The organism is Paenibacillus sp. CFBP13512, from assembly GCF_005233705.1.
GTDB lineage: Bacteria > Bacillota > Bacilli > Paenibacillales > Paenibacillaceae > Saccharibacillus > Saccharibacillus nuruki.
This window is the reverse complement of record NZ_QGAD01000005.1, coordinates 1-13214: the sequence shown is the minus strand read 5'-3', so window position 1 is coordinate 13214 and position 13214 is coordinate 1. Positions and strand designations below refer to the sequence as shown.

Sequence of the window (13214 nt, the reverse complement as noted above, 5' to 3'; positions counted from 1 at the left end):
ACATGATAAGCAATCAGCAGATCGTATCCGTTGCTAGATAGAAACAAAATAAAAAGGCATGAGCACTCTTGGATTCATAAGAGTATTCATGCCTTTTTGGTTTGGTATTTTTTGGTATGGATCTAGTATTGTCTATAGCTTACCGATCCAAGTCTAATCTTAATGCTCGATATCTGCTTCATACTCTGCTTTTTGCTGTTCCCAGTATTGCTTATCTTCAGCAGTAATCGCTCGTAAGACTTTGCAAGGATTTCCTACAGCAATCACATTGTCTGGAATGTCTTTGGTGACCACCGAGCCTGAACCGATTATTACATTGTTCCCAATCGTTACACCCGGGTTAATCACTGCATTTGCTCCGATCCAGACATCATTGCCTATCGTGATTTCTTTGCCAAACTCTAAAAGGGTATTGCGTACATCAGGGTCAATAGGATGCCCTGCTGTATACACACCTACTCGCGGGCCAAAAAACACATTGTTGCCTATCTTTACTTTGGCAACATCAATAATAATACAATCATAATTGGCATAAAAGTTATTACCAATTGTAATATGACAACCATAATCACAACGGAATGGTGGTTCAATAAATACGTTCTTACCTGCGGATTCTAACAATTGCTGAAGTAATTCAGTTCGATACTTCCACTGCTCTTCGGTTGTGTTGTTAAATAATCGAGTAAGCATCCGAGATTTCTTATTATCTGTTGCTAATTCGCCTACACCAGCCATATATAATTTCTGGGCTAGCATCTTTTCTTTGTCTGTTGCCATGTATACGATTGCCTCCTTGAATATCCACCTGTATCTGCTTATTTCATTAGACAATGATGGGGTATTAAATTATAATATTACTTATTATAATACTTTTAATAACTATTATCAAAATTCGATAGAGGTGATACTCATACAACCGTTTATCCATAACACGATACATGTAAAACAAATCAATACAGAAGTGATTAAAAAAACTCTAAAATCGCTCACTTCAGCGACCAAAGCTAATCTAGCTCAAGCTACAGGATTAAGTATCGCTACCTGTGGAACGATACTCAATGAATTACTAACAACGGGCGAAGTATTAGAACATGAACAAGAAGATTCTCATGGTGGTCGTCCTGCGAAGAAGTTTATGTATAATGCTCACTTTTCTTATATTGCTTGTATCTATATCAAAGCAGAAGAAACTCGGCACTCGCTGACGTATACTGTAGCTAATTCCATAGGTGAATATATCGAAAGCGGGCATGAAGAGGTGTCTTCTGTGAATGCGACAATAATTGATCATTTGATCGAACGATTGATTCATACCTATGGCAATATCAAAGCGATCGGGATAGGGATTCCGGGTGTAGCCCATCAAGGGATGATACAGATCTGTGATGCTTCAGAACTGATTGGGGTTCCTTTAGAATCTCAATTGAACGAAAAGTATGGCATCGATATTATTATTGAAAATGATATGAATCTGACCGCTTATGGATTTTATCAAAAACAACAGTATGATCAAGATAAAACGATAGCAGTAGTAACTTTTATCAAAGGAAGCTTCCCCGGTGCAGGATTAATGATCGATGGGCATATTCACAAAGGAAATACTCGATTTGCAGGTGAAATTTCTTTTCTCCCTTTCGGCATAACACGAGAAGAACAATATACTCAACTTCATCAGTCTTCAACCTTTATTCCTTTAGCCGCCAAAATGCTAATCAGCTTAATCGCTACAATTAACCCGGAGAAGATTGCTTTAACAGGCGATCAAATACATTCAGAACAAGTTAAAGATTTGTACAACGCTTGTCTGGAATACATTCCTATAGAACATATGGCAGAACTTCACATGTTGAAAGAGCCTGATCAAGATTATATGCATGGGCTGGTGTCTATGACTTTAGAAAGTCTTGATTATGCATTACAGTTGGTTGAAAAGCGAAGATAAATGATTAGATGTTGATGACTTTTGGCTTCTTGAAGATCAAAAAAACCATTCCTTAGAAAGTAGGAATGGTTTTTTGACTTGATATCTATCATTACCCGCAGACATTCAATCATCCACTTATACTTTCCTTTATTCATTTACTTTTTTACCGCTTTGAATAAAATAAAAGAAGGCTTTCTCCGCTCCTGTTCAAGCTTGGGCATTTTCTCCAAACCTTCTGGAATAGACTCGGGTTCATCGATGTGTTGTACGATCAAATCATGAGCAATCATACCATTTACCAGTGTAGATACTTTCCGGTGATACTTAATCACATTATCAACAACCCAATGAGTGTTACGTTGCCCTTCTTCCCCATAATTATCTATCGCATAATGCAATCTCTCTCCGTGCTCATCTTCTACCCAACCTTCCATATCTAACTTGGCTGTTGTAATCGGATGCTCGGTTGAAAAGACCAATGTTCCTCCGGAACGTAACCACTTCGCAATCTGCGCCATCAGGCGATCATAATCAGCGACATAATGAAAAGCTAAAGAACTGACAATCAGATCAAACGATTTAGCTTCAAAATCCAATTCTTCTATCGGTGCATGAATATATGTAATCTCCGGAAGCTTGGGTGCAATACTTAACATTTTGCTTGAGATATCTGCGCCAGTCACATGCGCTGCTCCCTGTTCTACCATATAGGAAGCTAACTTACCGAATCCACAACCCATATCAAGTACTGTTAATCCTGTTAAATCCGGCAATAATGCTTTCAAAGCAGGTTGCTCCACAAAATCATTAAAAGTAATCCCTGTGCTTCGTAACTCTTTATAATATTCAAAAAAAGTAGGGTCATCATAAATATTTTGGCGCATCACCTGTAACCTCCTCGACGCATTTACTTTTGGCGACAAACTACAATGTTCTGTCCATTTAAACTCATTATACAATATAAAGCAAAACAAAAGAGCCGCTAAACACGGCTCTCGTGTATGTATTAATATCCGCCTGTATTCGAAGCCCATACTGGACCTTTGCCAGTAGCATAAAGAACAACGTTTCCATCATCTTGTACCACCAGGCTATCTCCAATTAATCCAGCAGGTACATTACCTTTATAATGTGCATTACTCCATCCTTTCACATCTGCTGTCCAAAATACGATACCTTTAGAAGGATCAGTAACGCGTAGTGTGTTAGGGAAAAGTGTTAATGCTTCTGGATATCGTTGAAATTCACGACCTAAAAATGTGTCATAGTATTTGAATACATCACCATCAGTATTCGTATCCCACATTGGAATGCCCGCATCACGATACAATACCAAGTTGCCATCATTTTGCATGACCAAATTAAATCTACCGCTTGGGGATGATAACATCTGACCTTTAGCCAATGTCTCGCCAACGTTCAGTGTACTTTTAGCAGATGCAGCTGAAGCATGGTTGAACTGAAGCATAAATACTGCAAGTAAAACTAGAACAAACTTTAACGAAATACTTTTCATCATCATTTCTCCCTTTGGATATAATTTTAATTCCTGAAATAATATATTACAATTTCAAGGTATTATCAACTAATATTTAACATTATATACAATTAAGGGATTTTAAAATGATCGGTTATTTTATACGATTTTTAACACAAATGGTGTATATTTTAATGAAATTATTCTATTATACGTATAATTTTAATACTTCTTATGATTATTTAATCATTCTACTGTTTTTTTATTTCTATATATTTATACCGATTTGATTCGATTTCGTTCTAATATGTATGTCTTCCCCTTTCTTCTTAAAATCGATAATTTATATTTTATTTATAATAAAATGGTTACATATGCTAAATATTATTGTGTATATAGATTCCGGATAACTTTGAGTCCTTCTGCTTACAATGTAATTTTAAGGGTATAAATGTAAAAAGAACCTATTTTAATTACAGGAGGAATAATCGTAATGAAAAAACCTTTAGGTAAAAAACATCTCGTCCTTTCTTTTCTAGGTGGAGCTTTATTTTTTTCAGGTATTTCATTTGCAGCAGATGCTACAACGGTGACTCCGAATACAGAGGCGTTAAAATTTTATGTAGATGGTGAACAAAAAACCACTTCAGCACAATACAATAATCAAGGCAGTATGGTTCCAGAGTCTTTTAGATATAGTGGTACTACATATGTACCGATTCGCCATGTGAGCGATCTTCTAGGTAACAAAATGTACTGGGAACCCCAATCTGCAACGATTTCTGTTAACAGTCCAGTGGTAGAGATCAAAAATAGCAAAGGTGAGTCGATAGGAACAGCCATCCTTACGCAAGATCAGAATAATGTGAATATCAAAGTGAATGTCAAAAATCTACCCGCAGGTAAACACGGGATTCATGTTCACCAATCAGCTATTACGAATAACGACTTCGCTACAGCAGGATCACATCTGAATCCAGAAGGACATGAACATGGACGACTCAATCCCAAAGGACAACATACAGGTGATCTACCTAACTTAGAAGTAGCCGCAGATGGTACAGCTAATACTACAATGGTATTACCAAATGCCAGTCTAGAAAAAGGAAATGAACACTCTCTTTTAGGGGCTTCTATTATTATTCATGCTGCTCCTGATGATGAGATGACTGATCCGACAGGAAATTCAGGAGATCGTATTGCTGGAGGAAATATTCCGCAGTAATCGAATTTATAAGGATAGGAAAAAATATAGATTTATTCAAAAACTCTCTATATGGTTTAGAGAGTTTTTTCTTTTATGTTTCTTTGGATTGCAGAACTTTATGTTGGATGGCCTTTGTACAGGCAAATTAAAGTTCAAAATGGTCTAACGTAGAAGTATCTTTCGCTATCGACTATACTGGTTATATCTCATTTTTAGGTGAAAGAGGTGATAGATATGCCCATTCTTCGCAAGCCGATCAGACGTACACGCCAGATTATCACATTGATTGCTATTGCGGTAGTGGCTTTGACGTTTCTATATGTAAGCAGTATAAAGACAACAGAAGGTGTATTCCGCGTGGTCGGCGTGACCGATCAAGGTATTGTGGTTCAACAAGGTCAAGACACTGCTAATCTCAAAACAACACCAGATATTATGCAGTTAGTACAGATCGATCAGCTTTATTTTATCCGCTATCATTCAGACTGGATACGCCATCCCAAGTTAGAAGATATTCAATTGGTCGCTCCAAAAAGTGCAGGTTAAAGCATATATGATCACATGCTTACCTGCACTTTTATTTAAAAAACTTATCTACTAATCCAGTAGCACTAACATATTTGGTATTGTAATGAATCCGCAGTAATGTTTCATCTGTGGGATCCCCTTTCACTCCTTTAAAATAAACAGTGCCTTTACCTTCATCTGTTATTTGACTTGTTTCTCTTTGAGCCTTTGTATCGTTACTGTTAAGTTGGTTATCTTGTGAATACATAAATGCTGTCTCAAACGTTCGATATCCTTTACCAAATACATACATATACTTGTAGCCGTCATTGGCATCTTCTTCTACGCCAATACTAAAACAATAAACCTGATTCTTCTTATTATCTGCACGAGATTCTTGTAGCCATTCGTCTATAAGTTTTTGGTGCTGTGGTTCAATCTTATCAAATTCATATGTATAAATATCTTGTAATAACGGTTTTTGTACTTCTTGCTTATACTGTACAGCAGCTTTCGGAACTTCAACGCTAGGTCGTGCAGGTGCGGTGCAACTAGCAAGCAAGATCATACTACTTATAGATAAACCACTTATTATTTTACGCATAATGACTCCTATTCTCAGATAAATAAATATCAAAGGAACTTATCTATAGAAATCGCAATAGATGAGTTCCTTTGTTTGTTTATAGCCAAAATGTCGGATATTTTCGATGCTTGATTAAGTTATTGTATAGCAAGGCAACACAGACTACCACGATAGAACCGATTAACACCGGCGTAATTAGAAAAGACCATGAACTCGCTGCGGTAATGACAACGATCGGATTTGCACCGGCAGGAGGATGAGTCGTTTTCGTTAATATCATAAGAGCAATACCCAGTCCAACTGCTAAAGATAAAGCCCAGATGCCGTTCCCTAACCAGTGATATATCACCAAACCGCATAAAGCAGTAATAAAGTGTCCACCAATAATATTTCTAGGTTGCGATACAGCCGCCTCTGGAAGTGCAAAAGCCAGTACACAACTTGCGCCAAAAGGAGCTATCAATAAAGACAAATGCAACCCTTCTGAAAGACTCACCAGTATAAATATAGTGATAAATCCACCGATAAAAGCTAAAATAGCCTGCCACATACTAACCTTCAGTGGAGAACGAGCTTGTGTTGAACTTTTGTTGAAATATAACTTTAGATTTTTGTACAAAATGATAACCCCTCTACAGATGTTTATTTCCCTATAGAAGTATACATCAAAATGAGACATCTTTATAATGAATAATACTAATAATGATTATCTAATAATATGCTTATATTTGAATAATAATTTGTGTTTATTGCGCTCAATCGTAAAAAATTATAAAACCAATAACATCGTAATCGATGTACCGACGACAGCTACTTTTTCAAATCCTAAACGTTCATATAACCTCACAACGGGATTGCTCGGATCTACACTCAATGAGACTTGAGCGATCTGTTGTTGTCGTAATTCAGTTAGTAATGCTTGCATAAGCGCTGTACCTACCCCTTGTCCACGATACTCATCCAATACAGCTAATCCTAACTCTGGTGTTACCTCGTCAATATAACCATAACCTTGATTGTCTGCTGGTAATACTCTAGCCGTCACAGCTCCAATCGGTTGTTGCTGGTCATTGATTGCAATATAACCAACATCTCCAGCTTGACCCCAATCTTCTACATATTTAGCCAGATGTGGTTCATAGATCGCTTCTCGATCAAATGGGGCTTCTCCTTCACGCACATAAAGAGACAAATATAACGTTTCCCACAAAAAATTCTGATCGTCTGCGGTAACTGCCCGAATACTCCATGTATGCATATCCAACCACTCCTTTATTTATATATGTACTCTATCTATACCGGCTTATTCCCATACCTGATCTAACTTATCGGCATAAAATAAAATCGCTCGCTGATACCGTTCAATCCCTTTATCATTTGTTGTCTCTGCTAGTTCAGTCATTAATAACTGCATGCCTTCTGCATATTGTTCTAGATTGTACAGCACCATTGCATAAAACACTCTAAATTCTCGTGCCTCCGGATAGTCTTGAATCGCTTGCTTGAAAAGAGTCGCTGCTTTGTCATAATGAGCCAATGTGCGGTACGTGCTACCTAGTCCAAGCATCGCTCCCTGACGATCTTCGCCTTGTAGTCCATTAGCAAGAGCTTGTTCATAATAAGGCATAGCTTGTGCTTCTAATCCTAAATTGTCATACGTCCATGCCACCTGATATAACAACACAGGATCATCGGGATCTTCCAATAATAAATGGAGTAATTTCGTGCGTGCTTCTTCTAATTGTCCATTTTGACGTAATTCAATCGCTTCTTGCATCTGAGTATTGGTCATCTTGGTTCTTCCTTTCGACTTGTTGTTTCTGTACTCCATTCTTGATTCGATACATCAGTGTAGCTATAAGATCGCTATCATTATAACAAAAGACCGACAATGATTGTCGATCTTCGATAGATGAATATGAAGTTGAAGTTGTACAGACGCATTTATTGGATTTGCTGAAATGAATCGTAGTGATCGGTTGTTTTGTAGATCAAGCCATCGGTAGAATACAATATCCGATTGGCTCCCCGAAAACCAGATGTATAGTTGATATCGGCTTCATGCCATTTGCGTCCTTTGGAAGCTGGCAGCAGCTTTTCATAATTACTAAAATAATCGCCACCAATACTTTTACCAGGTGCCACTTTATTCAAATTACCTTTCGACGATTCCCAGCCCAACGATTCTGCTTTGGACTTGGTGATATAGTTACAAGGTAATTTTTTATATTCTTTCAGATAATCGGCAACGCCATCAAAAGTATTGATAACTTTGCATGTATTTGCGGAGTTCGTTTGGTTATTGTTACTCTGGTTATTTGAGGTTTGGCTAGTATTGCTTGTCGGTTTAATCGAAGATTCATTCTGTGTCTGCGAATTATTCGAATCAACCTGTGCTGTCTGATTAGATGCTGTGGTACTTGTATTTGTAGACGATCCATCTTGTAACTGGGTGATAAAGATAACACCCAATACAAGGATTAATACAATACCTGATAATATCTTTTTCAAAAAAATGCCCCCTATTTATAAATCTTATTCTAGATGTTTATTTAAATATTCTTTTATAGTTCATAAAATTTATATAATTTAAATGTATATCCTATAGATATACATTACAATCTAAATATCTTATACTATATTTATAAAATAAAATGAGGTGATGAATATGTCCAAAGCTACACTTAGCAAATGGGGAAACAGTAGTGCTATACGTATCCCTACAGATCTAATTAAGCGTTTAAATTGGTCTGAAGGTACAGAAATAGAAATGATTATTACCAATGATAATGAAATTCTTCTACGTCCGATTCTTCAACAGGAAGAATCTAATCAAGATTTGAAAGCTCACCTCAATAATCTTTTAGCTCAAATCAAACCAGAATCTCCCCGCCATAAAGAAGTAGATTGGGGTATTGAAGGAGACGAGAAACTTTGAAAATTCCAACTCGTGGCGATTTAATATGGCTTGATTTTGATCCACAAGCGGGTCATGAACAAGCTGGTCGCCGTCCTGCTATCGTATTATCAGAAGAAAATTTTAATCAAATTACTGGTTTTGCTGTCGTATGTCCGATTACAAATCAAATAAAGAATTATCCTTTTGAAGTTGAACTCCCTGCTGGTCTTCGATTTCAAGGCGTTGTTTTAACCGATCAAATGAAAAGCTTGGATATTAAAAAACGTAACTTTTCTATTGTAGATCATTTGTCTATTCAAACAAAATCGATGCAAACCATTTTGCGTAACACACGGTCTATTTTAGCCTGATTACAGTACTAAGCATTCAGGACTTTAAAGTTTTAGAATTCTCCTGATGCAGATATAAGGAGAAATAAATTGAAATTCGTAAAATTAATGCTAAGCCTTACTATAGCTTTATCCGCAATAAATATTCAACTCCAACCGATGTATGCACAATCATCTAGTAAGGTCGATCCAGCACTCAAAGAACGCCTGATGAAACAATACGGTCTATTACCTGCTTCATCTGAAAAACAGCCTTCTCTACTTGATCTAAGTCAGGGTAATTTTGGATTCAGTTTTGGAGAAAGTGATTCTGTATCTTCTTTTTTACCTACTGCACTTTTACGCGTTTATTTTCGCTTGATCTGATCTAGTTGTTATATCGACTGCATCGCTCTGGAAATTTTTTTAGCATTTCATCAATTTCTTCAATCTTTTCTTGTAATACTTCTTTCGTAGACGAGATAATAAACTTTTTCTCATATTCACCTTGATCTAGTTTTATTAGCTTATGCGGATAAAACGCATGACTTAAGCTAAGTTCAATCTGCCCTTCTTCGATATAAGAAACTTCAATTTCCGGATCCATAAATGCTGCGAACTTCCATGTCATCTGGTTATCTCGCACCGAAATTAACCAATCTCGCAAACTTTTCAATTCCGAAGTCATCATAGACGGACTGATGGCTTTCCACTGAAACCCATTTTGATCTTGAGCGATAATCTGTACGGTTAGCCAATCGTCATACCATTCTTCTATAACTTCATATTGATACCCTAAAATCTTGATTTCTACTCTTGCCTTACCATCTATCCATAACATATGATGTACCGCCTTATTTTAAAATGTATGTATAAGATATTTTCTAAATTGTCTATTGCTTGGTGGAACGCTGTGGAAATTCTACAATCATATGATCCAATTGCTGTATAAGATCGTACAAAACATCTTCAGGCAATTCCATAATGAGACTTTTTTCTACCGTTTGTCTACCATGCTCCATTAAGGCTTTAGGATAAAAAGACTGAGATATACCTATTTCTACTGTTCCATTTGGAATATATGTAAAGCTTAATTCAGGTTCCATAAAAAAGAAGGTCTGCCACACCACATTCTGTACTCGTATCGAACCAAACCAATCTCGTAAGTCCTGTAATTCTTTAGCAAACATACAAGAACTGCTCGCCTCCCACTGTAATCCATTTTCATCTTGAGCGATCAACTGCACCGTTAGCCAGTCGTCATATAAGCATTCAACTCTTTCTAAGGGATAATCATAATGTAAGATGTTGAGTTCAAATCGGATATTTCTACTAATCCATAGCATGTGTGTACCGCCTTTATTAAATTTAAGTGTAAAAAGACAGTATACCAAACTTTACGAGTGACATCACTTTGCTATCAGAGTGACCGTATACAGCTAAAATAAGCGATGCTACGATAATAGCATCACTTTTTTGGAGGTTTAGTTTATGGATGATTTTGAAAAAGATTTTAACCAATTCAAGTCAATGCGTATGGAAAGTATAGCGAATAAAATTATTTATGAATCAGAAGATTATAAGAAGTTGATGGTAGAAAGTGATCGGCTGTTTACCGAATTATGTACATATGTGAAGCCAGAGGGAATGAAATTGTTGATGGATTATTGTAATGTAGTGACTCTACTACAGGGAATAGCAGAGTCGGTGATGTATGAACAGGGGTTAAGGGATGGAACTAATTTTTTCTCCAATCTTTTATAAAAAGTAAATGATCTTTAGACAAATTAATTACAGATCCCTTTTCTAAAATTTCTTGTGTTTTTTCATTGTATTTACTAATTTCATCAATAGCAATAAATATTTGTTTATCATAATTTTGATAAACATTAATTATATTTTCAATTACGCTATTTTCAATATTTTTGAACAAAAACGAATCATGTATTAAAAATGGTAATACAGTTAAAGAAAATACAGAAAGATCCAAAACAAATAAATTGCTGTAAGCTTTACCTGTACCTGTATTATCAAAAATTTTATATTCGTAATCCTTATCGTGTAATATAAGTGATGGAGTACGACGTTTATCTATGTGAATAAAATTATTTATTTCTTCAATTTTATTGTTTATTAGTCCTTTTATTTTGTTAATAGAATTTCTTTTATTTTTTACAAGCAAACTTTCTGCATTTTCTATATCAATTTTTAACGTTTCTTGCTTTTCGTAAAAAGAATTTTCTAACTCTAAAGTTTTTAAACGATTAGATAATTCTAGAATATTTCTTATTAAATAATTAGGTTGCTCATTTGTATCAATTAATTCGTTTATTTTTGAATCAATTTTTTTAATTTCTAAATCAAAAATTTCCAGCTTAGTTTGTACTTCCTTTCTGGCATTATTTAATTCTTGACCTAAAACTCTTGTTATTCCTTTATGAAAACTTTCTATATTTTCTAGCTTCTCTAAATTAACCTCCGGAAAAAATTCTGTTAGCTTTTGGAAATTTTCTTTTTTATTAGTTTTTGGGTCAATGTTGTTATTAATTCGTTCCAAGCGATTTTTATAATAATTTTTTTGTACCAAATAACTTTTTTTCTCTAATTGTAATTGAAATGCTTTATTCGATATTTCTTCCGAAATATTTATTGTAATATTAACAATACTACTTTTTGCGTTCTCAATTTCCTGATTCAATTTTTCTAATTCTTTTACATTTTTAGAATATATCTTTTTATTTACTTTTGGAATATATTCAAAATTCATAGCCTTATTCATAACTTTTTTAGATGTTTGTAAAATCTCTAAATTTTTCTCAAAATCAATAATTTGATCATATTCATTAAAAAGACTTAGAAATCTATTTATAGTTTTATCATTTTTTTCTTTTGGATAAGTATGTAAAGGACGTTTAACATCTGAATTATATTTGCCCCAAACACGACTATATAGACTTACAGCTGCTCTAAAAGTTAGTGATTTTTGAATTATATTATATTTTTCTTTAAGAAATGTATTATATGCAGTGACAGATAATTCTTCAACTACTTTAAAATTAGAATTACATCTGTATACTTTTTTTGGTTCTTCTGTATTTCTAGAAAAATAAAATTTTTGTTCAAATTCCATTATAAAATCAAATTTGTGATGACCTAACTCTGCCATAACATCTTTATTATGATCAATATATGTTGTTCCGCCGAAAACAAAATCAATAATCATTAACAATGTAGACTTCCCAATAGAATTAGAGGCTTGATTATCCCCTTTCACTACATTCAATCCTTTATGAAATTTTATTTTTTTTTCTTTAAAAATTTCACAATTAATTTCTTTTAACATAATTCACCATCCTACTCTCCCAGTTAATTTCAATTGCATCTAATAAATACAATGTATCTATTGAATAAATAAATTCCTCAATACTGTCTAATTGGTCATTTGTATTTTCGTATAGTTCACTGATCGTCTGTTCGTGTTCAATTAATTCTGATAAAACTATTAACATTTTACTCATGATTGTATCTTGAAATTTCAATACTTTATTTGGAATTATCATGAGAACACCTCACAATTTTGAATAAAAAAAGAGACCACAATCTTACTTGCTTCTAAAGAGATATTGCTAGTTTTTTTGTTTATCCAATCTGATAAATGAGTATAAATCTCCTCTTGATCACATCCATTTCTTTGAAGTTGCATATACATACTTTTCACTTGTATTGCGATTGTCTCGAAAGATGCCTCATTTATTTTATCAATCTCTGCAAACTGATTTTTCACAAATAAAAAGTAATCTGTAACATTATTTTTTATAGCTCTTTTGGTTAACTTAGATAATGTATTATCAGCTTTTTCATCGATCTTTAATGCATTCAAACTGAGCTCAGTAGATTCCAATTCTGTAACTTGTAAATGAAGTTGATTTAAAATAATAATAATTTCTTCTTCTATTTGATAATTAACATATTTATTTTTTATTTTCCCTTTTTTGATGCAGATTTTTTTTAAAGCTAATAACTGTTTATATTCTTTTACAGTTCTTGGATTATCAAATTTATTATGACACTCTATACATACTAATATTACATTTAATAATGAATTTAAATCCTCACTTATAACTTCTTCATTCTTTAATAATTCTTTTTCTTCTTTTGTAGCATTTAATGGATAAATATGTGCTATTTCGTATTTTTTTTGACTACTACCTTCTTTAACATACATTAGCTCTTTGGTACATAAAGGACAAACTCCATCTACCTCTCCATAAAGTAAAATATTATC

General features: G+C 34.2%; 20 protein-coding genes. 7 read left to right on the top strand and 13 right to left on the bottom strand.

What is annotated here, in order from left to right:
• Positions 1-159: 159 nt before the first annotated feature.
• Positions 160-777 (bottom strand): sugar O-acetyltransferase, encoded by a 618-nt coding sequence (locus PaeCFBP13512_RS08770; RefSeq protein ID WP_137222570.1) that lies wholly within the window; start codon positions 775-777, stop codon positions 160-162.
• A gap of 184 nt (positions 778-961) precedes the next feature.
• Here PaeCFBP13512_RS08770 and PaeCFBP13512_RS08765 point away from each other — a divergent pair, with 184 nt between their 5' ends.
• Positions 962-1942 carry an ROK family protein gene (locus tag PaeCFBP13512_RS08765; protein WP_342671974.1) on the top strand — a complete coding sequence of 327 codons (981 nt, stop codon included), beginning with the start codon at positions 962-964 and terminating at the stop codon, positions 1940-1942.
• Positions 1943-2079: 137 nt separating this feature from the next.
• Here PaeCFBP13512_RS08765 and PaeCFBP13512_RS08760 read toward each other — a convergent pair whose 3' ends face one another.
• Positions 2080-2808, bottom strand: coding sequence for a class I SAM-dependent methyltransferase (locus PaeCFBP13512_RS08760; protein WP_137222568.1), 729 nt, complete (start codon positions 2806-2808; stop codon positions 2080-2082).
• A 122-nt stretch (positions 2809-2930) separates the two neighbouring features.
• Positions 2931-3440, bottom strand: a complete 510-nt coding sequence (locus PaeCFBP13512_RS08755; protein ID WP_069326309.1) for a hypothetical protein — start codon at positions 3438-3440, stop codon at positions 2931-2933.
• A 454-nt stretch (positions 3441-3894) separates the two neighbouring features.
• Here PaeCFBP13512_RS08755 and PaeCFBP13512_RS08750 point away from each other — a divergent pair, with 454 nt between their 5' ends.
• Both PaeCFBP13512_RS08750 and PaeCFBP13512_RS08745 read left to right on the top strand, forming a co-directional pair.
• On the top strand, positions 3895-4626 hold the full coding sequence (locus PaeCFBP13512_RS08750) for a superoxide dismutase family protein (RefSeq protein ID WP_137222566.1): 732 nt from the start codon (positions 3895-3897) through the stop codon (positions 4624-4626).
• Between the two features lie 216 nt (positions 4627-4842).
• Positions 4843-5154, top strand: a complete 312-nt coding sequence (locus PaeCFBP13512_RS08745) for a hypothetical protein (protein WP_069326307.1) — start codon at positions 4843-4845, stop codon at positions 5152-5154.
• 31 nt (positions 5155-5185) lie between these two features.
• On the opposite strand, the gene PaeCFBP13512_RS08740 is transcribed toward PaeCFBP13512_RS08745, so the two are convergent.
• The 5 genes from PaeCFBP13512_RS08740 to PaeCFBP13512_RS08720 all read right to left on the bottom strand — a co-directional run bounded on the left by PaeCFBP13512_RS08740 (position 5186) and on the right by PaeCFBP13512_RS08720 (position 8212).
• Positions 5186-5719, bottom strand: a complete 534-nt coding sequence (locus tag PaeCFBP13512_RS08740) for a hypothetical protein (protein ID WP_137222564.1) — start codon at positions 5717-5719, stop codon at positions 5186-5188.
• 79 nt (positions 5720-5798) lie between these two features.
• Positions 5799-6320, bottom strand: coding sequence for an HPP family protein (locus PaeCFBP13512_RS08735; RefSeq protein ID WP_241669331.1), 522 nt, complete (start codon positions 6318-6320; stop codon positions 5799-5801).
• A gap of 150 nt (positions 6321-6470) precedes the next feature.
• A complete protein-coding gene (locus PaeCFBP13512_RS08730; RefSeq protein ID WP_137222560.1) occupies positions 6471-6959 on the bottom strand; it encodes a GNAT family N-acetyltransferase in 489 nt (162 codons plus the stop codon).
• A 45-nt stretch (positions 6960-7004) separates the two neighbouring features.
• Positions 7005-7493, bottom strand: a complete 489-nt coding sequence (locus PaeCFBP13512_RS08725) for a tetratricopeptide repeat protein (RefSeq protein WP_137222558.1) — start codon at positions 7491-7493, stop codon at positions 7005-7007.
• Positions 7494-7645: 152 nt separating this feature from the next.
• The gene (locus PaeCFBP13512_RS08720) at positions 7646-8212 is read right to left on the bottom strand and encodes a ribonuclease domain-containing protein (protein ID WP_441343326.1); all 567 of its coding nucleotides are present in this window, start codon (positions 8210-8212) and stop codon (positions 7646-7648) included.
• Between the two features lie 157 nt (positions 8213-8369).
• On the opposite strand from PaeCFBP13512_RS08720, the gene PaeCFBP13512_RS08715 reads away from it, so the two are divergent.
• From PaeCFBP13512_RS08715 to PaeCFBP13512_RS08705, 3 genes are all read left to right on the top strand, one after another.
• Entirely contained in the window at positions 8370-8639 is a 270-nt protein-coding gene (locus tag PaeCFBP13512_RS08715) for an AbrB/MazE/SpoVT family DNA-binding domain-containing protein (RefSeq protein ID WP_241669330.1), read from the top strand.
• Positions 8636-8971, top strand: a complete 336-nt coding sequence (locus tag PaeCFBP13512_RS08710) for a type II toxin-antitoxin system PemK/MazF family toxin (protein WP_137222552.1) — start codon at positions 8636-8638, stop codon at positions 8969-8971. The genes PaeCFBP13512_RS08715 and PaeCFBP13512_RS08710 overlap by 4 nt, the downstream gene beginning before the upstream one ends.
• A 69-nt stretch (positions 8972-9040) precedes the next feature.
• Complete coding sequence (locus tag PaeCFBP13512_RS08705; RefSeq protein ID WP_137222550.1) at positions 9041-9316, top strand: hypothetical protein; 276 nt, start codon at positions 9041-9043, stop codon at positions 9314-9316.
• A gap of 1 nt (position 9317) precedes the next feature.
• Here the strand turns inward: PaeCFBP13512_RS08705 and PaeCFBP13512_RS08700 are convergent, their stop codons facing one another.
• Together PaeCFBP13512_RS08700 and PaeCFBP13512_RS08695 are read right to left on the bottom strand one after the other, a co-directional pair.
• Positions 9318-9770, bottom strand: coding sequence for a WapI family immunity protein (locus tag PaeCFBP13512_RS08700; RefSeq protein ID WP_137222548.1), 453 nt, complete (start codon positions 9768-9770; stop codon positions 9318-9320).
• A gap of 52 nt (positions 9771-9822) precedes the next feature.
• On the bottom strand, positions 9823-10275 hold the full coding sequence (locus tag PaeCFBP13512_RS08695) for a WapI family immunity protein (protein ID WP_137222546.1): 453 nt from the start codon (positions 10273-10275) through the stop codon (positions 9823-9825).
• A gap of 145 nt (positions 10276-10420) precedes the next feature.
• On the opposite strand from PaeCFBP13512_RS08695, the gene PaeCFBP13512_RS08690 reads away from it, so the two are divergent.
• A complete protein-coding gene (locus tag PaeCFBP13512_RS08690; protein ID WP_137222544.1) occupies positions 10421-10693 on the top strand; it encodes a hypothetical protein in 273 nt (90 codons plus the stop codon).
• On the opposite strand, the gene PaeCFBP13512_RS08685 is transcribed toward PaeCFBP13512_RS08690, so the two are convergent.
• The 3 genes from PaeCFBP13512_RS08685 to PaeCFBP13512_RS23200 all read right to left on the bottom strand — a co-directional run.
• Positions 10668-12272, bottom strand: coding sequence for a DUF2326 domain-containing protein (locus PaeCFBP13512_RS08685; protein WP_137222542.1), 1605 nt, complete (start codon positions 12270-12272; stop codon positions 10668-10670). The two genes, PaeCFBP13512_RS08690 and PaeCFBP13512_RS08685, sit on opposite strands and share 26 nt — an antisense overlap.
• On the bottom strand, positions 12256-12489 hold the full coding sequence (locus PaeCFBP13512_RS23640; protein WP_441343325.1) for an ABC-three component system middle component 7: 234 nt from the start codon (positions 12487-12489) through the stop codon (positions 12256-12258). Before PaeCFBP13512_RS23640 ends, PaeCFBP13512_RS08685 begins: the two co-directional genes overlap by 17 nt.
• Positions 12486-13214: ABC-three component system protein (locus tag PaeCFBP13512_RS23200; protein WP_161594241.1), on the bottom strand; the 729-nt coding region annotated here is incomplete at its 5' end. The genes PaeCFBP13512_RS23640 and PaeCFBP13512_RS23200, both read right to left, overlap by 4 nt.

Coding starts and splice junctions, on each gene's coding strand:
- PaeCFBP13512_RS23640 (WP_441343325.1), bottom strand. CDS start 12,489: ATGATAATTCCAAATAAAGTATTGAAATTTCAAGATACAATCATGAGT.
- PaeCFBP13512_RS08770 (WP_137222570.1), bottom strand. CDS start 777: ATGGCAACAGACAAAGAAAAGATGCTAGCCCAGAAATTATATATGGCT.
- PaeCFBP13512_RS08760 (WP_137222568.1), bottom strand. CDS start 2,808: ATGCGCCAAAATATTTATGATGACCCTACTTTTTTTGAATATTATAAA.
- PaeCFBP13512_RS08725 (WP_137222558.1), bottom strand. CDS start 7,493: ATGACCAATACTCAGATGCAAGAAGCGATTGAATTACGTCAAAATGGA.
- PaeCFBP13512_RS08740 (WP_137222564.1), bottom strand. CDS start 5,719: ATGCGTAAAATAATAAGTGGTTTATCTATAAGTAGTATGATCTTGCTT.
- PaeCFBP13512_RS08690 (WP_137222544.1), top strand. CDS start 10,421: ATGGATGATTTTGAAAAAGATTTTAACCAATTCAAGTCAATGCGTATG.
- PaeCFBP13512_RS08700 (WP_137222548.1), bottom strand. CDS start 9,770: ATGTTATGGATAGATGGTAAGGCAAGAGTAGAAATCAAGATTTTAGGG.
- PaeCFBP13512_RS08755 (WP_069326309.1), bottom strand. CDS start 3,440: ATGAAAAGTATTTCGTTAAAGTTTGTTCTAGTTTTACTTGCAGTATTT.
- PaeCFBP13512_RS08730 (WP_137222560.1), bottom strand. CDS start 6,959: ATGCATACATGGAGTATTCGGGCAGTTACCGCAGACGATCAGAATTTT.
- PaeCFBP13512_RS08685 (WP_137222542.1), bottom strand. CDS start 12,272: ATGTTAAAAGAAATTAATTGTGAAATTTTTAAAGAAAAAAAAATAAAA.
- PaeCFBP13512_RS08750 (WP_137222566.1), top strand. CDS start 3,895: ATGAAAAAACCTTTAGGTAAAAAACATCTCGTCCTTTCTTTTCTAGGT.
- PaeCFBP13512_RS08745 (WP_069326307.1), top strand. CDS start 4,843: ATGCCCATTCTTCGCAAGCCGATCAGACGTACACGCCAGATTATCACA.
- PaeCFBP13512_RS08695 (WP_137222546.1), bottom strand. CDS start 10,275: ATGCTATGGATTAGTAGAAATATCCGATTTGAACTCAACATCTTACAT.
- PaeCFBP13512_RS08715 (WP_241669330.1), top strand. CDS start 8,370: ATGTCCAAAGCTACACTTAGCAAATGGGGAAACAGTAGTGCTATACGT.